Annotated in this window: 20 protein-coding genes; 17 read left to right on the top strand and 3 right to left on the bottom strand. The window is 61.4% G+C overall.

Features of this window, described 5'->3' with window-relative positions; genetic code table 11:
- Positions 1–30: 30 nt before the first annotated feature.
- From nuoG to P0D73_RS18910, 17 genes are all read left to right on the top strand, one after another.
- Positions 31–2,364, top strand: a complete 2,334-nt coding sequence (gene nuoG / locus P0D73_RS18990; RefSeq protein ID WP_408315289.1) for an NADH-quinone oxidoreductase subunit NuoG — start codon at positions 31–33, stop codon at positions 2,362–2,364.
- Entirely contained in the window at positions 2,365–3,429 is a 1,065-nt protein-coding gene (nuoH, locus tag P0D73_RS18985; RefSeq protein WP_106280370.1) for an NADH-quinone oxidoreductase subunit NuoH, read from the top strand.
- Between the two features lie 15 nt (positions 3,430–3,444).
- Complete coding sequence (nuoI, locus tag P0D73_RS18980) at positions 3,445–3,933, top strand: NADH-quinone oxidoreductase subunit NuoI (RefSeq protein ID WP_012432383.1); 489 nt, start codon at positions 3,445–3,447, stop codon at positions 3,931–3,933.
- Between the two features lie 168 nt (positions 3,934–4,101).
- Positions 4,102–4,791 (top strand): NADH-quinone oxidoreductase subunit J, encoded by a 690-nt coding sequence (locus tag P0D73_RS18975; RefSeq protein ID WP_028196947.1) that lies wholly within the window; start codon positions 4,102–4,104, stop codon positions 4,789–4,791.
- A 20-nt stretch (positions 4,792–4,811) separates the two neighbouring features.
- Positions 4,812–5,117 carry an NADH-quinone oxidoreductase subunit NuoK gene (nuoK, locus tag P0D73_RS18970; RefSeq protein ID WP_006052894.1) on the top strand — a complete coding sequence of 102 codons (306 nt, stop codon included), beginning with the start codon at positions 4,812–4,814 and terminating at the stop codon, positions 5,115–5,117.
- Positions 5,118–5,134: 17 nt separating this feature from the next.
- Positions 5,135–7,222 carry an NADH-quinone oxidoreductase subunit L gene (gene nuoL / locus P0D73_RS18965; RefSeq protein WP_408432493.1) on the top strand — a complete coding sequence of 696 codons (2,088 nt, stop codon included), beginning with the start codon at positions 5,135–5,137 and terminating at the stop codon, positions 7,220–7,222.
- 14 nt (positions 7,223–7,236) lie between these two features.
- A complete protein-coding gene (locus P0D73_RS18960; protein ID WP_408178049.1) occupies positions 7,237–8,727 on the top strand; it encodes an NADH-quinone oxidoreductase subunit M in 1,491 nt (496 codons plus the stop codon).
- 23 nt (positions 8,728–8,750) lie between these two features.
- Positions 8,751–10,223 carry an NADH-quinone oxidoreductase subunit NuoN gene (gene nuoN / locus P0D73_RS18955; protein WP_132375249.1) on the top strand — a complete coding sequence of 491 codons (1,473 nt, stop codon included), beginning with the start codon at positions 8,751–8,753 and terminating at the stop codon, positions 10,221–10,223.
- A complete protein-coding gene (locus P0D73_RS18950; RefSeq protein WP_132375248.1) occupies positions 10,223–10,519 on the top strand; it encodes a DUF2818 family protein in 297 nt (98 codons plus the stop codon). The genes nuoN and P0D73_RS18950 overlap by 1 nt, the downstream gene beginning before the upstream one ends.
- Positions 10,520–10,561: 42 nt before the next feature.
- Positions 10,562–11,146 (top strand): NUDIX domain-containing protein, encoded by a 585-nt coding sequence (locus P0D73_RS18945; protein ID WP_408178050.1) that lies wholly within the window; start codon positions 10,562–10,564, stop codon positions 11,144–11,146.
- 335 nt (positions 11,147–11,481) lie between these two features.
- Positions 11,482–11,727, top strand: coding sequence for a hypothetical protein (locus P0D73_RS18940; RefSeq protein ID WP_408178051.1), 246 nt, complete (start codon positions 11,482–11,484; stop codon positions 11,725–11,727).
- 53 nt (positions 11,728–11,780) lie between these two features.
- Positions 11,781–12,305, top strand: a complete 525-nt coding sequence (locus tag P0D73_RS18935) for a helix-turn-helix transcriptional regulator (protein ID WP_408178052.1) — start codon at positions 11,781–11,783, stop codon at positions 12,303–12,305.
- Between the two features lie 228 nt (positions 12,306–12,533).
- Positions 12,534–12,959: a DUF1178 family protein gene (locus tag P0D73_RS18930; RefSeq protein ID WP_132375244.1), complete on the top strand. Its 426-nt coding sequence runs from the start codon at positions 12,534–12,536 to the stop codon at positions 12,957–12,959.
- Between the two features lie 48 nt (positions 12,960–13,007).
- Positions 13,008–14,204, top strand: coding sequence for an acyl-CoA dehydrogenase family protein (locus tag P0D73_RS18925; protein WP_408432490.1), 1,197 nt, complete (start codon positions 13,008–13,010; stop codon positions 14,202–14,204).
- Between the two features lie 10 nt (positions 14,205–14,214).
- A complete protein-coding gene (locus P0D73_RS18920; RefSeq protein WP_408432488.1) occupies positions 14,215–15,342 on the top strand; it encodes an acyl-CoA dehydrogenase family protein in 1,128 nt (375 codons plus the stop codon).
- A gap of 35 nt (positions 15,343–15,377) precedes the next feature.
- On the top strand, positions 15,378–15,836 hold the full coding sequence (locus tag P0D73_RS18915) for a MaoC family dehydratase (RefSeq protein WP_408178055.1): 459 nt from the start codon (positions 15,378–15,380) through the stop codon (positions 15,834–15,836).
- Positions 15,833–16,312, top strand: a complete 480-nt coding sequence (locus P0D73_RS18910; RefSeq protein WP_408432486.1) for a MaoC family dehydratase — start codon at positions 15,833–15,835, stop codon at positions 16,310–16,312. Before P0D73_RS18915 ends, P0D73_RS18910 begins: the two co-directional genes overlap by 4 nt.
- A 96-nt stretch (positions 16,313–16,408) precedes the next feature.
- Here the strand turns inward: P0D73_RS18910 and P0D73_RS18905 are convergent, their stop codons facing one another.
- The 3 genes from P0D73_RS18905 to P0D73_RS18895 all read right to left on the bottom strand — a co-directional run bounded on the left by P0D73_RS18905 (position 16,409) and on the right by P0D73_RS18895 (position 19,712).
- The gene (locus P0D73_RS18905; RefSeq protein ID WP_408432484.1) at positions 16,409–17,110 is read right to left on the bottom strand and encodes a glutathione binding-like protein; all 702 of its coding nucleotides are present in this window, start codon (positions 17,108–17,110) and stop codon (positions 16,409–16,411) included.
- 143 nt (positions 17,111–17,253) lie between these two features.
- The gene (locus P0D73_RS18900; RefSeq protein WP_408432482.1) at positions 17,254–18,513 is read right to left on the bottom strand and encodes an acyl-CoA dehydrogenase family protein; all 1,260 of its coding nucleotides are present in this window, start codon (positions 18,511–18,513) and stop codon (positions 17,254–17,256) included.
- A gap of 92 nt (positions 18,514–18,605) precedes the next feature.
- Positions 18,606–19,712 (bottom strand): phosphotransferase, encoded by a 1,107-nt coding sequence (locus P0D73_RS18895; RefSeq protein WP_408432480.1) that lies wholly within the window; start codon positions 19,710–19,712, stop codon positions 18,606–18,608.
- Between the last annotated feature and the right edge of the window lie 17 nt (positions 19,713–19,729).

The following is a 19,729-nucleotide window of genomic DNA, read 5'->3' as shown; positions in this document are numbered from 1 at the left end:
GCGGTAACAGGTTAAGGAAGATTGACCATCATGGTTGAACTTGAAATAGACGGCAAGAAAGTCGAGGTGCCCGAAGGCAGCATGGTGATCCAGGCTGCGCATAAGGTCGACACATACATTCCTCACTTCTGCTATCACAAGAAGCTGTCGATTGCGGCCAACTGCCGGATGTGTCTGGTCGATGTCGAAAAGATGCCGAAGGCGGTGCCCGCATGCGCCACGCCGGTATCGGCCGGCATGATCGTGCGCACCAAGTCGGACAAGGCGGTGAAGGGCCAGCAAGCCGTGATGGAATTCCTGCTGATCAACCACCCGCTGGATTGCCCGATCTGCGACCAGGGCGGCGAGTGCCAGTTGCAGGATCTGGCCGTGGGTTACGGCAAGTCGGCATCGCGCTACAGCGAAGAAAAGCGCGTGGTGTTCCACAAGAACGTCGGTCCGCTGATCTCCATGGAAGAAATGTCGCGTTGCATCCACTGCACGCGTTGCGTCCGCTTCGGCCAGGAAGTGGCCGGCGTGATGGAGCTCGGCATGCTGGGCCGCGGCGAGCATTCGGAAATCACGTCGTTCGTCGGCAAGACGGTGGATTCGGAACTGTCGGGCAACATGATCGATCTGTGCCCGGTCGGCGCGCTGACCAGCAAGCCGTTCCGCTACAGCGCCCGTACGTGGGAACTGTCGCGCCGCAAGTCGGTGAGCCCGCACGATTCCGTCGGCGCGAACCTCGTGGTGCAAGTGAAGAACAACCGCGTGATGCGTGTTCTGCCGTTCGAAAACGAATCCATCAACGAATGCTGGATTTCGGACAAGGACCGCTTCTCGTATGAAGGCCTGAACAGCCCCGAGCGTCTGACTCAGCCGATGCTCAAGCAAGGCGGCAAATGGGTCGAGACCGACTGGCAAACCGCGCTCGAATATGTGGTGAAGGGTTTGAAGGGCATCAAGGGCGACCACGGCGCGAACGCGCTGGCCGCACTGGGTAGCGCCCACAGCACGGTTGAAGAACTGTTCCTGTTGAAGCAACTGGCGCAAGCGGTCGGCACGCCTAACGTCGACTTCCGTCTGCGTCAGTCGGATTTCTCCGCACCGGTCAACGGTACGCCGTGGCTCGGCGCCGCTATCGCCGATCTGTCGAACGTCGACGCCGCACTCGTGATTGGCTCGGATCTGCGCCGCGATCATCCGTTGTTCGCCGCGCGTCTGCGTCAGGCTGCGAAGGGCGGCGCGAAGCTCACGCTCGTGCAGTCCACCAGCGACGACGCACTGATCCCGCAAGCGGAGCGCGTTGTAGCAGCGCCGTCGGCATGGCTGGAAGCGCTGGCTGGCATCGCCGGCGCAGTGTCGGAAGCCAACGGCGTGGCACTGCCGGAAGCTTTCGCCGGCACGCAGCCGACGGACGCCAACAAGCGAGTCGCGAAGTCGCTCGCCACGGGCGAACGCCGCCTCGTGTTGCTGGGCAACAGCGCGGTCCGTCATCCGGATTTCGCGGCCATTCACGCCGCGGCACAATGGATCGCGGACGCGACCGGCGCGACGCTGGGCTTCCTCACGGAAGCGGCCAACACGGTTGGCGCGCATCTCGTGAACGCGTTGCCGGGCGAGGGCGGTCTGAACGCTCGCGAAGTGTTCGAGCAACCGCGCAAGGGTTATGTGCTGCTGAACGTCGAACCGGAGTTCGACACGGCCAATCCGGCGCAGGCTTTGGCCGCGTTGAAGCAGGCTGAAATGGTCGTCGTGATGTCGCCGTTCCAGACCGGCGCGGAATACGCCGACGTGCTGCTGCCGATCGCTCCGTACACGGAAACGGCCGGCACGTTCGTCAACGCCGAAGGTACGGTGCAGACGTTCAACGGCGTCGTGCGTCCGCTCGGCGATACGCGTCCGGCATGGAAGGTATTGCGTGTGCTGGGTAGCCTGCTGGGCGTGCCCGGTTTCGAATTCGACACCTCGGAAGAAGTGCGCACGGCTGCCCTCGGCGACGGCGAACTGACGTCGCGTCTGTCGAACAAGACGGGCGTCGCGGTTGCGCGCGGCAAGGCGGCGAAAGCGTCGGAAGGCAAGTTCGAGCGTATTGCGAACGTGCCGATCTACCACGCCGACGCGCTGGTGCGTCGCGCTGAGTCGTTGCATCTGACCGCAGCGGCACGTGCAGCGAACTCGGTCGGTCTGCCGGCTGGGCTGTTCGACAAACTGGGTTTGAAGGAAGGCGACGCGGTGCGCGTGCGCCAGGGCGAGCAATCGGTGCAGTTGCCGGCCGTGCGCGACGCAAATCTTGCGGAGACGGTCGTCCGCGTATCGGCGGCTACGCCTGCCGGTGCAGCGCTGGGCAGCCTGTTCGGTGAACTGGTGGTGGAGAAGGCGTAAATGAGCTTGTTCGATACGATCAACTCGGGCGGCACCCAGCTTCTCGGTGTGGCATGGCCCACGGTGTGGGCACTGGTGCGCATCCTGGTGGTGGCCGTCGTGATCCTGCTGTGCGTGGCTTACCTGATTCTGTGGGAGCGTAAGCTGATCGGCTGGATGCACGTGCGTCTCGGCCCGAACCGCGTCGGCCCCGCAGGTCTCTTGCAGCCGATCGCCGACGTGCTGAAGCTGTTGCTGAAAGAAGTGATTCAGCCGGCGCAGGCGAGCCGCTGGATCTACCTGATCGCGCCGATCATGGTGGTGGTGCCGGCCTTCGCGGTCTGGGCGGTGATTCCGTTCCAGGCGGGCGCGGTGCTTGGCGACATCAACGCGGGTCTGCTGTACGCGATGGCGATCTCCTCGATCGGCGTGTACGGCGTGATTCTGGCGGGTTGGGCGTCGAACTCGAAGTACGCGTTCCTCGGCGCGATGCGCGCCGCGGCGCAGATGGTCTCGTACGAAATCTCGATGGGCTTCGCGCTCGTGGTCGTGCTGATGACCGCTGGCACGCTGAACCTGTCGGGCATCGTCGCTTCGCAGGAACATGGCATCTTCGCGTCGTACGGCTTGAACTTCCTGTCGTGGAACTGGCTTCCGCTGCTGCCGATGTTCGTCGTGTACTTCATCTCGGGCATCGCCGAAACGAACCGTCACCCGTTCGACGTGGTGGAAGGGGAGTCGGAAATCGTCGCGGGCCACATGATCGATTACTCGGGTATGGCGTTCGCGCTGTTCTTCCTCGCCGAGTACATCAACATGATCGTGATCTCGGCATTGGCTGCAACACTGTTCCTCGGCGGCTGGAGCGCACCGTTCGGCTTCCTGTCGTTCGTCCCGGGCATCGTATGGCTCGTCGCCAAGGTTTTCTTCCTGTTGTCGGTGTTCATCTGGGCGCGTGCCACATTCCCGCGCTATCGCTATGACCAGATCATGCGTCTGGGCTGGAAGATTTTCATTCCGGTCTGCGTGGTGTGGCTGGTGGTGGTCGGCTTCTGGATCATGTCGCCGTTGAACATCTGGAAATAAAGGGCGGATGAACCCATGACCGCAATCCAAAACTTTTTCAAGACCTTCTTCCTCACGGAACTGCTCAAAGGCCTCGCGCTGACCGGACGTTATACGTTCCAGCGCAAGGTGACCGTGCAATTCCCGGAAGAGAAGACCCCGATCTCGCCGCGTTTCCGCGGGCTGCACGCGCTGCGCCGCTATGAAAACGGCGAAGAGCGCTGCATCGCCTGCAAGCTGTGCGAAGCAGTGTGCCCGGCGCTCGCCATCACCATCGAGTCGGAAACGCGCGCGGACAACACCCGCCGCACGACGCGCTATGACATCGACCTGACCAAGTGCATCTTCTGCGGTTTCTGCGAAGAGAGCTGCCCGGTCGATTCGATCGTCGAAACGCACATTCTCGAGTATCACGGCGAGAAGCGTGGCGACCTGTACTTCACGAAAGACATGCTGCTGGCCGTGGGCGATCGCTATGAAGCGGAGATCGCCGCGAACAAGGCAGCCGACGCACCGTATCGTTGAAGCGCTTCAGTTAAAGCAGTAAATGCAGCAATCACGGCCTGTTGTCGGGCCGGGCGCCGCGGCCTGAACGCCGCGGCACGGCGCACCTGTGCGGCTGTTCTGGCGTTATGCCAGCCACAAGTGCCAAAGAACAATGCCTGACGATGGCCTAACGATGAACCGGTAATCATGGAATTCACGACCGTACTGTTCTACATCTTCGCGCTGCTCCTGGTCGTTTCAGGGCTGAAGGTGATCACCTCGCGCAACCCGGTGTCGTCCGCACTGTTTCTGGTGCTGGCGTTCTTCAACGCAGCCGCGATCTGGATGCTGCTGCAGGCCGAGTTCCTTGCGATCCTGCTGGTGCTGGTCTACGTCGGCGCGGTGATGGTGCTGTTCCTGTTCGTCGTGATGATGCTGGACATCAACATCGACGTGCTGCGCAAAGACTTCAAACGCTTCGTGCCAATGGCCACCCTGGTGGGCGCGATCATCGTGATCGAAACCGCACTGATTCTCTGGCACGGTTACGGCGCGACCGCCACGGCGCTGCGCGACACCACCGCCGCCGCGAACGGCATGGGCGACTGGTCGAATACGCGCCTGATCGGCAAGGTCATCTACACCGACTACATCTTTGCGTTCGAAGTGGCCGGTCTGGTGCTGCTGGTGGCGATCATCGCGGCGATTGCGCTGACCACGAGCCACAAGAAAGACAGCAAACGTCAGAACGTCAGCGAGCAGGTCAAGGTACGTGCCCAGGACCGTGTGCGCGTCGTGAAGATGGCGTCGGAAAAGACCGCGGCAACCGTCGCGGCGGAAGAAGCCGCAGCAGCGGCAGCAGCAGCGGCCGACTCGGCACCGGCTAAGAACAGCTGAGCGGACAGGAGATAGAAATCATGTTGACCCTTGCCCATTACCTTGTCCTCGGCGCGATCCTGTTTGCGATCAGCATCGTCGGCATTTTCCTGAACCGTCGCAACGTCATCATCATCCTGATGGCGATCGAACTGATGCTGCTGGCGGTGAACACCAATTTCGTCGCGTTCTCGCATTACCTCGGGGACGTGCATGGTCAGATCTTCGTCTTCTTCGTGCTGACGGTTGCGGCAGCCGAAGCGGCGATCGGACTCGCAATTCTGGTGACCCTGTTCCGTAGCCTCGACACGATCAATGTCGAGGACCTCGATCAGCTCAAAGGTTAATTTCAGGTAAAGCGGTTATGTCAACGACACTCAATGAAAACCTGCTGCTGGCGATCCCGCTGGCACCGCTGGCTGGCTCCCTGATTGCGGGGCTGTTCGGGAAAGCGGTAGGGCGAGCCGGTGCACACACGGTTACGATCCTCGGCGTCGCGATCGCGTTCATCCTCTCGTCAATCGTCTACTTCCAGGTGATGGACGGCGCGAGCTTCAACGCGACCGTCTACGAATGGATGTCGATCGGCAAGACGAAGTTCGAGATCGGCTTCCTGGTCGACTCGCTGACGGCGATGATGATGTGCGTGGTGACCTTCGTGTCGCTCATGGTGCACATCTACACGATCGGCGACATGGCCGACGACGATGGCTACCAGCGCTTCTTCTCGTACATCGCGCTGTTCACGTTCTCGATGCTGATGCTCGTGATGAGCAACAACTTCCTGCAGCTGTTCTTCGGCTGGGAAGCGGTGGGTCTGGTGTCGTACCTGCTGATCGGCTTCTACTTCACGCGTGAGAGCGCGATCTACGCGAACATGAAGGCGTTCATCGTGAACCGCATCGGCGACTTCGGGTTCCTGCTCGGCATCGGCCTGCTGTTCGCTTTCGCCGGTTCGATGAACTACGGGGACGTTTTCGCGAAGCGCACCGAACTCGCGGCATTGAGCTTTCCGGGCACGGACTGGGGTCTGCTGACGGTCGCCTGCATCTGCCTCTTCATCGGCGCGATGGGTAAGTCGGCGCAGTTCCCTCTGCACGTCTGGCTGCCGGATTCGATGGAAGGCCCGACCCCGATCTCCGCACTGATTCACGCGGCAACCATGGTGACGGCCGGTATCTTCATGGTGGCGCGCATGTCGCCGCTGTTCGAGTTGTCGGATAGCGCGCTGTCGTTCATTACCGTAATTGGTGCGATTACAGCGTTGTTCATGGGCTTTCTCGGGATTGTCCAGAACGACATCAAACGCGTGGTGGCTTACTCGACGTTGTCGCAGCTCGGTTACATGACGGTTGCACTGGGCGTGTCGGCATACCCGGTTGCCATCTTCCACCTGATGACGCACGCGTTCTTCAAGGCGCTGCTGTTCCTCGGCGCGGGTTCGGTGATCATCGGCATGCACCACGATCAGGACATGCGCAACATGGGCGGCCTGCGCAAGTACATGCCGATTACGTGGATCACGTCGCTGGTCGGTTCGCTGGCGCTGATCGGTACGCCGTTCTTCTCGGGCTTCTACTCGAAAGACTCGATCATCGACGCAGTGAAGCTGTCGCATCTGCCGGGCTCGGGCTTCGCGTACTTCGCCGTGGTGGCGAGCGTCTTCGTGACCGCGCTGTATTCGTTCCGTATGTACTTCATGGTGTTCCACGGCAAGGAGCGCTTCCGCGATCCGAAGCATCCGGAATCGCCGATGGGCATCGAAGCCGCAGCGCATGCACATGACGCGCACGGCCACGATTCGCATGGTCACGATTCACATGGCCACGGCCATGGTCACGACGACCACGCTCACGAACCGCACGAAACGCCGTGGGTGGTGTGGCTGCCGCTGGTGCTGCTGGCGATCCCCTCGGTGGTGATCGGTGCGATCGCCATCGGCCCGATGCTGTTCGGCGACTTCTTCCAGCACGGCGTGGCGTTCGACAAGGTGATCTTCATCGGCGAAAACCATCCGGCGCTGCATGAGATGGCCGAAGAGTTCCAGGGCTGGGCGGCGATGGGTCTGCACTCGGTCGCGGGTCTGCCGGTCTGGCTGGCGCTCGCGGGTGTGGTGGTCGCGTGGTTCCTGTACCTGGTTCGTCCGGATCTGCCCGCTGTCATCAAGCGCGCGTTCGGTCCGATCTACACGCTGCTCGATAACAAGTACTACATGGACAAGATCAACGAAGTCGTGTTTGCGCGGGGCGCCGTGGCAATTGGCCGTGGTCTCTGGAAGGAAGGCGACGTCGTGGTGATCGACGGCATCGTCAACGGCAGCGCACGCTTTATCGGCTGGTTCGCCGGCGTGATCCGCTTCCTCCAATCCGGCTACATCTACCACTACGCGTTTGCCATGATTATCGGCATGTTGGGGCTCCTGACCCTGTTTGTAACGCTCGGCGGCAAATAAGGCGAGGGACACTAATGCACGCTTATCCGATTCTCAGTATTGCGATCTGGTTGCCGATCCTCGTCGGCCTCCTGGTCCTGGCCATCGGTTCCGACCAGAACCCGGCTCCCGCGCGCTGGATTGCGCTGATCGGTTCGGTCGTCAGCTTCCTCGTGACGATCCCGCTGATTACCGGTTTTGATTCGAGCACCGCCGATCTGCAGTTCGTCGAAAAGGCGAACTGGATCGAGCGCTTCAATATCACGTATCACCTTGGTGTCGACGGCATCTCGATGTGGTTCGTCGTGTTGACCGCATTGATCACGGTGATCGTCGTGATCGCCGCGTGGGAAGTGATCACCAAGAACGTGGGTCAGTACCTGGCCGCGTTCCTGATCCTGTCGGGCATCATGGTCGGCGTGTTCAGCGCGGCCGACGGCATGCTGTTCTACGTGTTCTTCGAAGCGACGCTGATTCCGATGTACATCATCATCGGCGTGTGGGGTGGGGCGAACCGCGTGTACGCGGCGTTCAAGTTCTTCCTGTACACGCTGATGGGCTCGCTGCTGATGCTGGTCGCGTTGCTGTACCTGTACGTCGAGACCGGCACGTTCGACCTCGCCACGTGGCAGCATGCGCAGATCGCCATGACGCCACAGGTGCTGCTATTCATAGCGTTCTTCCTGGCCTTCGCCGTGAAGGTGCCGATGTGGCCGGTTCACACGTGGTTGCCTGACGCCCACGTGGAAGCGCCGACCGGCGGCTCAGTCGTGCTGGCCGCGATCATGCTGAAGCTGGGCGCATACGGTTTCCTGCGCTTTTCCTTGCCGATCACGCCGGACGCCAGCCACTTTCTGGCGCCGGTCGTCGTCACGCTGTCGCTGATCGCGGTGATCTACATCGGCCTGGTCGCGATGGTGCAGACGGACATGAAGAAGCTGGTCGCGTATTCGTCAATCGCGCACATGGGTTTCGTGACGCTCGGCTTCTTCATCTTCAACCAGCTCGGCGTGGAAGGTGGGATCGTGCAGATGATCTCGCACGGCTTCGTGTCGGGCGCGATGTTCCTGAGCATCGGCGTGCTGTACGACCGTATGCATTCGCGTCAGATCTCCGATTACGGCGGTGTCGTCAACGTGATGCCGAAGTTCGCGGCGTTCGTCATGCTGTTCTCCATGGCGAATTGCGGCCTGCCGGGCACCTCCGGTTTCGTCGGTGAGTTCATGGTGATCCTGGCTGCAGTCCAGTACAACTTCTGGATCGCGGGCGGCGCGGCAGTCACGCTGATTCTCGGCGCGGCCTACACGCTGTGGATGTACAAGCGCGTGTACTTCGGCGCGATCGCCAACGATCACGTGAAGGGCCTGCTCGACATCAACCGTCGCGAATTTTTCATGCTGGCAGTGCTTGCCGCACTGACGCTGTTCATGGGCCTGTATCCGAAGCCCTTTACCGATGTGATGCACGTATCCGTGGAAAACCTCCTCGCCCACGTTGCGCAGTCAAAGCTGCCGTTGCCTCAGTAACGCCGAGCGAGGAATTAAAGACCATGCAAAACGCCCCTATGACTGCTCTGTTGCCCGACGCGCTGCTGATGCTCGCGGTTGTCGTCGCGTGGCTCAACGACACGTTCGTCGGCCAGGCCGGTCGCCGTACCACGTACTTCATCGCGTTCTTCTCGTCGCTGGTCGCCGGCGTCTGGTTCGCAATGAACGCGTTCGACCCCCAAGTGCGCTACTACTTCGGCCACATGTACGTGGTGGACTCGTTCGCCAACGTGATGAAAGCGGTGGTGACGCTCGGCTACGCGGTGTCGATCGTCTATTCGCGACGTTACCTCGAAGATCGCGGGCTGTTCCGCGGCGAGTTCTTCCTGCTGGGCATGTTCTCGTTGCTCGGCCAGCTCGTCATGATCTCGGGCAACAACTTTCTGACGCTGTATCTCGGCCTGGAACTGATGTCGCTGTCGCTGTACGGTGTGATTGCCTTGCGTCGTGACGCGGCGCCGTCGAACGAAGCGGCCATGAAGTACTACGTGCTCGGCGCGCTGGCTTCCGGCTTCCTGTTGTACGGCATTTCCATGTTGTACGGTGCGACCGGTTCGCTCGACCTGAACGAAGTGTTCAAGGCGATCGGCACGAGCCACTACGACCCGAGCGTGCTGCTGTTCGGCGTGATCTTCATCGTGGCGGGCGTGGCGTTCAAGATGGGCGCGGTGCCGTTCCACATGTGGGTGCCCGATGTCTATCAAGGCGCACCGACGGCAATGACTCTGCTGGTCGGCGGCGGTCCGAAGGTTGCCGCGTTTGCCTGGGGTCTGCGCTTTCTCGTGATGGGTCTGCTGCCGCTCGCGGTCGAATGGCAGGAAATGCTGGTGATCCTCGCGGCGCTGTCGCTGATCGTCGGCAACATCACCGGTATCGTGCAACGCAACGTCAAGCGGATGCTCGCGTACTCGGCGATCTCGAACATGGGTTTCGTGCTGCTGGGTCTGCTGGCCGGCGTGGTTGATCACAAGACCACGGGTGCGGCCAACGCGTACGGCTCGGCCATGTACTACAGCATCGTCTACCTGATCACGACGATGGGCACGTTCGGCGTCATCATGCTGCTGGCGCGCCGCGATTTCGAAGCGGACACGCTCGAGGACTTCAAGGGCCTGAATCAACGCAGCCCGGTGTTCGCGTTCGTGATGATGATCATGATGTTCTCGCTCGCCGGCATTCCGCCCGCGGTCGGCTTCTACGCGAAGCTCGCGGTGCTGCAGGCCACCATGAATGCCGGTTTGACCTGGCTGACGGTGCTGGCCGTGATCACCTCGTTGTTCGGCGCGTTCTACTACCTGCGTATCGTCAAGCTGATGTATTTCGACGATCCGCAAGACAAGTCGCCCATCCTCGCCGACACCAGCACGCGTGCTTTGCTCGCGTTCAACGGTGTGGCCGTGCTGGTGCTCGGTATCGTGCCGGATCCGCTGTTGAAGGCCTGCCTGCAGGCTATCCAGCACACGCTGCTGCTCTGATGTCGGCAGCGGGTTGGTTTATCGTGCTGTTGGCGCTGGTCGGCGCCAACCTGCCGTTCCTGAATCAGCGCCTCTTCGCCGCCGTGCCGTTGAAAGCGGTGAAGAAAAGCGCCTGGATCCGGATTGCCGAATTGATCGTGCTGTATTTCGTGATCGGCGCGCTCGGTTTTCTGCTGGAAGCGCGCGCGGGTAACCGCTTCGAACAGGGTTGGCAGTTCTACGCCATCACGTTCGCGCTCTTCGTGGTGTTCGCGTTCCCTGGCTTCACCTTCCAGTATCTCGTCAAACGCCGCTGACGGCGTCTCGCCGTCGGCGCACCATGTCCCCAAGGTCCGCATATGGCTGAACTTCCCGATCACGACGCCGCGCTTACCGAGACCTGTCTCGAGAGCAAAACGATCCATCAAGGGCCGTTTCTGACGCTCAAGTGCGACACCGTTCGTCTGCCGGACGGCAAGCACGCCACGCGCGAATATGTTCAGCATTCCGGCGCCGTGATGGTGATTCCATTATTCGACGACGGCCGCGTGCTGCTGGAAAGCCAGTATCGCTATCCGATGGGCAAGGTCATGGTCGAGTATCCGGCCGGCAAGCTCGATCCGAACGAAGGCGCGTTGGCCTGCGCGAAACGTGAGTTGCGGGAAGAGACGGGTTATACCGCGCGCGAGTACGTTTATCTGACGCGCATTCACCCGATCATTTCCTATTCGACCGAATTCATCGACATCTACCTCGCGCGCGGTTTGACCGCCGGTGAGCGCAAGCTCGACGAAGGCGAATTTCTCGAACTGTTCACGGCGACAGTGCCTGAGATGTCCGAGTGGGTGCGCACGGGCAAGGTTACTGATGTGAAGACGGTGATTGGCACATTCTGGCTGGAGAAGGTGTTGTCGGGTGCGTGGCCGTTGGCGGAACCGGAATAACGTCGGTAGCGAAGAAGCTGCGCGCTGCGCGCCGCTTCGGAAGTCTGAGAAAAGCCCCTGCCGGTCTAAGACCGGCAGGGGCTTTGTCATTGCAGGTTGCGAAATCTCTGCAACCGCGAGTGTGTTTGCCGGTGCCTTGAAATGTGTCCTTTGTCTTATGCCATCCGGCGGACTCGTCGCACAGCCGCCGTCGCTCTAGTATCGACCTTTGAGAGCGGGCACCACGATTTGTTTATTTCGGATAGCGAAGTTGTGGGGACTCTCGATTCTTTCGAGTGGCGATCAGGTTGTCACTTGACAACCTGATCGCCACTCGCTAAATTGGAGGACATTAGATGGTTCGAGGAACCCACTCTAAGAAAGAGGTCGAAGCGGCGTTGGCGTATGCCGAAAGAAATGGCTGGCGTGTTCAGGGCGGCGGCAAAGGTCACGCCTGGGGAAAAATGTACTGTCCTGATAAAGACGCGGAGTGTCGGTGCGGCGAGTTCTGCATATCGAGCGTCTGGAGCACGCCGAGGAATCCCGGCAACCACGCCCGACATCTGCGGCGCATCGTCGACAACTGTACGGCTTGCCGGTAGCAGAAGCGTTCTGTTGGCGAAAGCCTTGGGCTGATCGAAGGCAGGAGTAACTTATGGAATATGTGTTCACCTTGAAGTACCGGCTCGCGGCGCAAGACTGCGATCTTGACGCGATCGTCGAGCGTCTGGGCGAGGCCGGGTGCGACGATGCGACCGTCGGCGTCGGGCAACCGGGCCGCATCGCGCTGTTTTTTACGCGCGAAGGCGAGTCCGCATTCGAGGCGCTGGTCAGTGCTCTGCAGGACATCAAGCGCGTGGTGCCGACAGCACGTCTCGTCGAGGCGGGCCCCGATTTTGTCGGCCTCACCGACGTCGCCGAAGTCGCTGGTGTGTCGCGGCAAAACATGCGCAAGCTGATGCTGAGCCACGCAATTGATTTTCCGCCGCCGGTCCACGAGGGCAGTGCATCGGTATGGCATCTGTCGGACATCCTTGATTGGCTCGCTGCGCGCGGCGGTTATGAAATCAAGGCAGACGTGTTCGACATCGCGAGAGCGGTCAAGCAGATCAACCTCGCTAAAGAGGCACGCGAGCTCGAACCGCGGCTTGGTCGTCAACTGGAATGTCTCGTGGCATAGAAGCAGCGCGGCGGCGAGCGTGCGAAGGCGCGCAGACGTTTGTGACCGGCAAGCCCATCTGTCTTCCGGAACACCTTCGGCAGGCGTTTGCGCAAAGCGTTAAAATCGCCCACCGCGTCCGAATTGTCAGCGACCTCCGGCGTCGGCGCCTTCGTCCGTAAATTTTTACGAACGACCGTTCACAAATTTCCGTTTTGCGCTAAACTGGCACGCAAGCCCTGATTCCACATGAAGGTCCTCGATTTACAGTGTCCGCATGGCCATCGGTTCGAAGGCTGGTTCGCTTCGGCAGATGACTTTGAATCGCAGCAGTCCCGCAAGCTCGTCGAATGTCCGATCTGCGGCGCGAACGAGGTTAGCCGTTTGCCGTCGGCGCCGCGCCTGAACCTGTCGGGTGCGACCGAAACGAAAGCGCCAGCGGGCGCAGGGGAAATGCAGGCGCGTGTGATGCGTGCCTTGCGCGAGGTACTGGAAAAGACCGAGAACGTGGGCGACCGCTTCGCCGAGGAAGCACGGCGCATTCACTACAATGAAGCGCCTGCACGCAATATTCGCGGTGTCACGACACCGGAAGACGCGAGAGCCTTGGTCGAAGAAGGCATCGAAGTGATGCCGCTACCGGTCCCGGCTGCCTTGAAGGAACCGCTGCAATAGCGCAGTGGCTCACTGGCGGCGGGTGGTGGCGGCCAGGAGACACGACGCATGAATCTGGACTATTCCTCCGCTGATAACGCGTTCCGCGCGGACATCCGCGCCTGGCTCGAAGCGAATCTGCCTCGCGAGTTGAGCGACAAAGTACTCAATCACAAGCGCCTTACCCGCGAAGACTTCGCCGGCTGGCACAAGCTGCTCGGCACGCGCGGCTGGTCGGCGATCGCGTGGCCGAAAGAATATGGCGGCCCGGGCTGGGACGCGACTCAGCGGCACATCTGGGACGAAGAGTGTGCGCGTATCGGCGCGCCGTCCGTGCTGCCTTTCGGTGTCTCCATGGTGGCGCCCGTGTTGATGAAGTACGGCAACGAGGCGCAGAAGCGCCATTATTTGCCGCGCATTCTCGATGGCACTGATTGGTGGTGCCAGGGCTATTCCGAGCCGGGCTCGGGTTCCGATCTGGCCTCGCTGCGCACACGCGCCGAGCGCGTCGGCGACCATTACGTGGTCAACGGTCAGAAAACATGGACCACGCTCGGCCAGTACGCCGACATGATGTTTTGCCTCGTGCGCACGGACAGCGGTGCCAAAAAGCAGGAGGGCATCTCGTTCCTGCTGATCGACATGAAAACGCCGGGCATCACTGTGCGGCCGATCATTACGCTCGACGAAGACCACGAAGTCAACGAAGTCTTTTTCGAAGACGTGAAGGTGCCAGTCGAGAATCTGGTCGGCGAAGAAAATCGCGGCTGGACTTACGCGAAGTATCTCCTCGGCCACGAGCGCACAGGCATCGCGCGGGTTGGCCAGTCGAAGCGCGAACTCGTTTTCCTGAAACGGCTTGCATTGAATCAGAAAAAGAACGGCAAGCCGCTGCTGCAAGACCCAGTGTTCGCCGCGAAAGTCGCGAGCCTCGAGATCGAGTTGATGGCGCTCGAAGTCACCGTGCAACGCGTGGTCGCGAATGAAACCGGCGGACGTGGACCGGGACCGGAAGCGTCGATGCTGAAGATCAAGGGCACGGAAGTGCAGCAAGCGCTGACCGAACTGATGTTCGAAGCGGTCGGCCCACTCGCCGCACCGTTCGACGTACCGTTCCTCGAAGGCGAACGCGAACACAGCGTGGCCGGCGACGACGATGCCGCGCCCTTGGCCGCGTACTACTTCAACTTCCGCAAGACGTCGATTTACGGCGGCTCGAACGAAATTCAAAAGAACATCATCGCGCAGATGATTCTCGGACTTTGAGGAGCGGCGCATGGACTTCACTTTCAACGACGAGCAACAGCAATTCGCCGACGCGCTGCGCCGCTATCTGGACAAAAGCTACGGGTTCGAAGCGCGCCAGGCGATCGTGAGATCGGAAACCGGCGTGTCGGACGCGCATTGGGCCGCGTTTACCGAACTGGGCCTGACAGCATTGCCGGTGCCGGAAGCGCAAGGCGGCTTCAACGGCGGCCCGATCGACATGCTGGTGGTCATGCAGGAACTCGGTCGCGCGCTGGTCGTCGAGCCTTATTGGGCGACTGCGGTCGGCATCGAGGCGTTGCGCCTCGCGGGTAGCGACCGGGGCGAAGACGCGTCGTTGCTCGAACGCGCGGCTCAAGGCGAGATCAAACTGGCGGTGGCATTTCACGAACCGCACGCACGCTACGACCTGTTCGCGCTCGAGACAACCGCAAGCGGCCACGGCGAGCAGTTCACACTGACCGGCACGAAGTCTGTGGTGCAGCATGGCGCGCAAGCGGATCACTGGATCGTGCCGGCCCGGCTGAACGGCGAGATCGCGCTTTTCGTCGTGGCGCGCAATGCGGCGGGCGTCAAGATCGCGGACTACCGCACGATCGACGGCCAGCGTGCCGCCACACTCGAATTCAACGGCACGCCCGCGCGCCGGCTTGCCGGCCAACACGCCGGCGCGGCCGCGCTCGAACATATCGCGGATTACGGCACGGTGCTGTTGTGCGCCGAGGCGATCGGCGCGCTGGATGCCTTGAACCTCGCCACCGTCGACTACACCAAGACGCGCCAGCAGTTCGGCCAGCCGATCGCGCGATTTCAAGCGTTGCAGCACCGTATGGTCGAGATGCTGATTCACGCCGAACAGGCGCGTTCTGTCACGTATCTGGCCGCGATGCGCTATGCCAGCACGGATGCGGACGAACGTCGCCGCGCGGTTTCCGCCGCGAAGGCGCGGGTCGGTCAGGCCGCGCGGTTCGTCGGCCAACAGGCGGTTCAGTTGCACGGCGGCATGGGCGTCACGAACGAAGTGGCCGCGGCGCATCTGTTCAAGCGGCTTGCTATCATCGAAACCACATTGGGCGATGTCGATCACCATCTCGCGCGGTTCGCCGCGCTACCCGGCTTCGTGACTGCCGAAGCCTGATCAGACATTCGAATCGGATACAAGGAGGTGCGACGATGGGTCTGAGTTACGAGGACTTGATAGTCGGGACGAGCATCGAAATCGGCAAGCACACGTTCACGCGCGAAGAGATCGTCGAGTTTGCACAGAAGTTCGATCCGCAGCCGTTTCATCTGGATGAAGCCGCGGCTGCCGAATCGCCGTTTCGCGGCTTGGTCGCGAGTGGCTGGCATACCTGTTCGGTCATGATGGGCATGCTGGTGCGCAACGCGTTCGCGGGTTCCACGTCGATGGGCTCACCCGGTATCGACGAAATCCGTTGGTTGAAGCCGGTGCGGGTCGGGGACACGATCACCATGATGAACGCCGTGCTCGACAAGCGCATCTCGGAGAGCAAGCCCGATCGAGGTATCGTGTCGACGCAGTGGGAGGGCATCAATCAGCATGGCGAAACCGTGATCACGGTGCGCTCGAAGGGACTGTTCGGCCTGCGCAATCCGGGCGCCGCGTCATGACGGACAGCGCGGCGCCTTCTGCCGCAACGTTCGGCAGCGCCACGGCCCTGGGCGCGTTGGTGGGCGCCGAGCCGCTCGTGAGCGAATGGCTGACGGTGGATCAGGCGAGCGTCGATCGTTTCGCCGAAGCGACCGGCGATCATCAATGGATTCACGTCGACCCGGAGCGGGCGCGGCGCGAGTCACCGTTCGGCGGTCCTGTGGCGCACGGTTTCCTGACGCTGTCGTTGATCCCGGCGCTGCTCGGTAAGACGGTGGCACTCGAGCAGCGCATGGGCGTCAATTACGGCTTGAATCGCGTGCGGTTTACGTCGCCGGTGCCGGTCGGCTCTCAGTTGCGCGCGAAGTTCGCGGTCGAGTCCGTGACCGAAGTCGAAAAAAACGGTGTGCAAGTGGTGTGGAATGTGACGCTGGAGCGGCAGGGCAGTGAGCGGCCTGTGTGTGTCGCGGAGTTCATCACGCGGCATTATTTCTAGCGTTGCAGCGGGCGCATGCAAGGCAAAAAAAGCGCGAGCGGCATTCATGCCGGCTCGCGCTTTTTCAATGATGCAGATTCAGATGCCGCGGCGAATTCAATGTTTCGCGTATTGGGTCGCACCGAACAGTATTTCCTTCGCCTTGTCGTCCATGAGCGGTTGGCGCGCGGACGCCAGCACTTCCACACCACGCACCACTGCCGCACGCGCGGCGATCTCTTCATGCCAGCGCTTTACATTCGGAAACGCATCGAGTTCCAAGCCCTGGTTTTGCCACGAACGCGTCCACGGGAAGGCGGCGATGTCCGCAATCGTATAGTCGTTACCCGCGAGATATTTCGTCTTGCCGAGTTGCGTGTCCATCACGCCATATAGACGCTTCGTCTCGTTCGTGTAACGGTTGACCGCGTATTCAATCTGTTCCGGCGCGTAGTTGCGGAAGTGGTGCGTTTGACCGAGCATCGGACCCAGGCCGCCCATCTGGAACATCAGCCATTGCAATGTCGAATAGCGCGCGGCCGGATCGGTCGGCAGAAACTTGCCGGTTTTCTCGGCGAGATAAATCAGAATCGCGCCCGATTCGAACAAGGCGAACGGCTGGCCGCCGGCGCCCTTGGGCCCCTCGGAATCGACGATGGCCGGGATCTTGTTGTTCGGGCTGATGGCGAGAAACTCGGGTTTGAACTGGTCGCCCGCGCCGATATTCACACCGTGGACGTTGTACGCGAGGCCCGTTTCCTCGAGCATGATGTGAACCTTGTGGCCGTTCGGGGTCGCCCAGCTATAGACGTCGATCATCGTATCTCCTTTGTTTCGTGAAAGCGGCGCCTCGAAGGGCGCCGCAGTTGACGAAAATTAGAGCATAGATCGCGCGATGCTGCTTGCGGCGCCGCGAGTCGGTCGCGACATCGCAGCAACAGGCATGGTCGCGCGACTCGACCTCAAACCCGCGTGATCGGCGTCTCCACACGAGCGGCCGCGCCGGCATCCATATAACGCGCGAGTTCGAGCTTGGCGATCGCGTTGCGATGCACCTCGTCGGGACCGTCGGCGAAACGCAGCGTTCGTGCCGACGCGTAGGCATACGCTAGCGGGAAGTCGTCGCTGACACCGCCGCCGCCGTGCGCCTGAATTGCCCAGTCGATCACCTGACACGCCATGTTCGGCGCGACGACCTTGATCATGGCGATCTCGCCGCGCGCGCCCTTGTTGCCGACGGTGTCCATCATGTAGGCCGTTTTCAGGGTGAGGAGGCGCGCCTGTTCGATCATGCAGCGCGCTTCGGCGATACGCTCCTGCGTGACGCCTTGCGCGGCGACCGGCTTGCCGAACGCGACACGTTGCAGCGAGCGTTTCGCCATCAATTCGAGCGCGCGTTCAGCAAGACCGATCAAACGCATGCAGTGATGGATGCGTCCCGGTCCGAGTCGGCCCTGCGCGATTTCGAAGCCACGGCCTTCACCGAGCAGCATGTTGCCGGCCGGCACGCGCACATTTTCGAGCGTGATTTCCATGTGCCCGTGCGGCGCGTCGTCGTAACCGAAGACGGTGAGCGGGCGATGCACGGTGATGCCGGTGGCGTCGGCGGGAATCAGAATCATCGACTGCTGCTGATGGCGCGGCGCTTCCGGATCGGTCTTGCCCATGACGATATAGATCTTGCAGCGCGGATCGCCCGCGCCGGACGACCACCACTTGTGGCCATTGATCACGTAGTAATCGCCATCGCGCACGATGCTGGTCTGGATATTGGTCGCATCCGACGACGCCACTTCAGGTTCCGTCATCAGAAACGCCGAACGGATCTGACCTTGCAGCAGCGGTTCGAGCCACGCGCGCTTGTTGTCGTCGCTGCCGTAGCGCTCGATCGTTTCCATGTTGCCGGTGTCGGGCGCGTTGCAGTTGAATACTTCAGGCGCCCAAGGCACGCGGCCCATGATCTCGCACAACGGCGCGTATTCGAGATTCGTCAAGCCCGCACCGCGCACGGAGTCGGGCAGGAACAGGTTCCATAAGCCGGCGTCGCGCGCTTTCTGTTTGAGTTGTTCGATCAGTTCGGTTGGCAGCCACGCGTTGCCGTTCTGGCGATTGCGTGCGATTTCCGCGTAGAACGCCTGCTCGTTCGGATAGATGTGTTCGTCGAAGAATGCGAGCAGTTTCTCGCGCAACGCCTGAACCTTCGGGGTGTAGTCGAAATTCACGTAAGACCTCGCGGATGATGAGTAACGAACGACGTTTGTTCGGGGCGCAGCATGATGCACACCCGGACGCGCGACTTAGCGCGCGATTCCGGTCAGCGCACTTTCTGCGCGTAGCGCCAGGCGAGTTCGGCCATCGGCTTCGCGCGACGGCCGGCGTCGAGTGCCTGAGCGCTGGCCGCGGTGCCGTCGACGACGCGTTTCATGATGCCTTGCAGGATCGCGGCAATGCGAAACATGTTGTACGCCAGGTAGAAATTCCAGTCGCCGTGAATCTCGAAGCCGGTGCGTTGACAATAGCGTTCGACGTACTCGCGCTCGTCGGGAATGCCGAGGGCCGCGCAATCGAGGCCCGCGATGCCGCGGAATTGCGTCGGGTCGACGTGCCACGCCATGCAGTGATACGCGAAGTCGGCGAGCGGATCGCCGAGCGTCGACAACTCCCAGTCGAGCACCGCGAGCACGCGCGGCTCGTCGGGATGAAAAATCAGATTGTCGAGCCGGTAGTCGCCATGCACGACCGATGCGCGCTCACCCGTTTCGGCCGGCATATGCTGCGGCAGCCATTCGATCAGGCGCTGCATCGCGTCGATCGGCTCGGTCTCGGATGCGATGTACTGCTTGCTCCAGCGGCCGATCTGGCGCACGAAGTAATTGCCTGGCTTGCCATAGTTGGCGAGACCGACAGCCGTGACGTCCACGCTGTGCAGCGCCGCGATCACGCGGTTCATTTCGTCGTAGATGGCGGCGCGCCCGGCGGGCGTCATGCCGGGCAACGATTGATCCCACAGCACGCGGCCTTCGACGAACTCCATCACATAGAACGCGCGGCCGATCACGCTTTCGTCCTCGCACAAGGCGAGCATTTTTGCGACCGGCACGTCAGTGTCGGCGAGCGCATGCATCACGCGGTATTCGCGTTCGACGGCGTGCGCTGACGGCAGCAGTTTCGCCGCCGGCCCTGGCTTGGCGCGCATCACATACGAACGCGACGGCGTGAGCAGTTTGAACGTGGGATTGGACTGACCACCGGCGAATTGCTCCAGCGTGAGCGGCCCGGAAAATCCGTCGACATGCTGGGTCAGCCAGGCGGCGAGCGCATCGGTGTCGAAGCGTTGCCGCTCGCTGACCGGGCGCGTGCCCTCGAAGTCCGAATAGTCCGGTCGGTGTTCTGGTTCGCCGGTCTGTGTGGCTTGCACCATCTGTCTCCTCCAGTTCG

This window comes from Paraburkholderia sp. RL18-101-BIB-B (assembly GCF_046026985.1).
GTDB lineage: Bacteria > Pseudomonadota > Gammaproteobacteria > Burkholderiales > Burkholderiaceae > Paraburkholderia.
Note: the sequence above shows the minus strand (reverse complement) of the source record. Positions and strands in the feature narration are given on the sequence as shown.

What these genes read in the sequence shown, in the direction of transcription:
- P0D73_RS18905 (WP_408432484.1), bottom strand. Translation starts at nt 17,110, where the DNA reads ATGATCGACGTCTATAGCTGGGCGACCCCGAACGGCCACAAGGTTCAC.
- P0D73_RS18920 (WP_408432488.1), top strand. Translation starts at nt 14,215, where the DNA reads ATGGACTTCACTTTCAACGACGAGCAACAGCAATTCGCCGACGCGCTG.
- P0D73_RS18960 (WP_408178049.1), top strand. Translation starts at nt 7,237, where the DNA reads ATGCACGCTTATCCGATTCTCAGTATTGCGATCTGGTTGCCGATCCTC.
- nuoI (WP_012432383.1), top strand. Translation starts at nt 3,445, where the DNA reads ATGACCGCAATCCAAAACTTTTTCAAGACCTTCTTCCTCACGGAACTG.
- P0D73_RS18950 (WP_132375248.1), top strand. Translation starts at nt 10,223, where the DNA reads ATGTCGGCAGCGGGTTGGTTTATCGTGCTGTTGGCGCTGGTCGGCGCC.
- P0D73_RS18940 (WP_408178051.1), top strand. Translation starts at nt 11,482, where the DNA reads ATGGTTCGAGGAACCCACTCTAAGAAAGAGGTCGAAGCGGCGTTGGCG.
- P0D73_RS18935 (WP_408178052.1), top strand. Translation starts at nt 11,781, where the DNA reads ATGGAATATGTGTTCACCTTGAAGTACCGGCTCGCGGCGCAAGACTGC.
- nuoK (WP_006052894.1), top strand. Translation starts at nt 4,812, where the DNA reads ATGTTGACCCTTGCCCATTACCTTGTCCTCGGCGCGATCCTGTTTGCG.
- P0D73_RS18915 (WP_408178055.1), top strand. Translation starts at nt 15,378, where the DNA reads ATGGGTCTGAGTTACGAGGACTTGATAGTCGGGACGAGCATCGAAATC.
- P0D73_RS18945 (WP_408178050.1), top strand. Translation starts at nt 10,562, where the DNA reads ATGGCTGAACTTCCCGATCACGACGCCGCGCTTACCGAGACCTGTCTC.
- nuoG (WP_408315289.1), top strand. Translation starts at nt 31, where the DNA reads ATGGTTGAACTTGAAATAGACGGCAAGAAAGTCGAGGTGCCCGAAGGC.
- nuoH (WP_106280370.1), top strand. Translation starts at nt 2,365, where the DNA reads ATGAGCTTGTTCGATACGATCAACTCGGGCGGCACCCAGCTTCTCGGT.
- P0D73_RS18930 (WP_132375244.1), top strand. Translation starts at nt 12,534, where the DNA reads ATGAAGGTCCTCGATTTACAGTGTCCGCATGGCCATCGGTTCGAAGGC.
- P0D73_RS18895 (WP_408432480.1), bottom strand. Translation starts at nt 19,712, where the DNA reads ATGGTGCAAGCCACACAGACCGGCGAACCAGAACACCGACCGGACTAT.
- nuoL (WP_408432493.1), top strand. Translation starts at nt 5,135, where the DNA reads ATGTCAACGACACTCAATGAAAACCTGCTGCTGGCGATCCCGCTGGCA.
- P0D73_RS18925 (WP_408432490.1), top strand. Translation starts at nt 13,008, where the DNA reads ATGAATCTGGACTATTCCTCCGCTGATAACGCGTTCCGCGCGGACATC.
- P0D73_RS18910 (WP_408432486.1), top strand. Translation starts at nt 15,833, where the DNA reads ATGACGGACAGCGCGGCGCCTTCTGCCGCAACGTTCGGCAGCGCCACG.
- P0D73_RS18975 (WP_028196947.1), top strand. Translation starts at nt 4,102, where the DNA reads ATGGAATTCACGACCGTACTGTTCTACATCTTCGCGCTGCTCCTGGTC.
- nuoN (WP_132375249.1), top strand. Translation starts at nt 8,751, where the DNA reads ATGCAAAACGCCCCTATGACTGCTCTGTTGCCCGACGCGCTGCTGATG.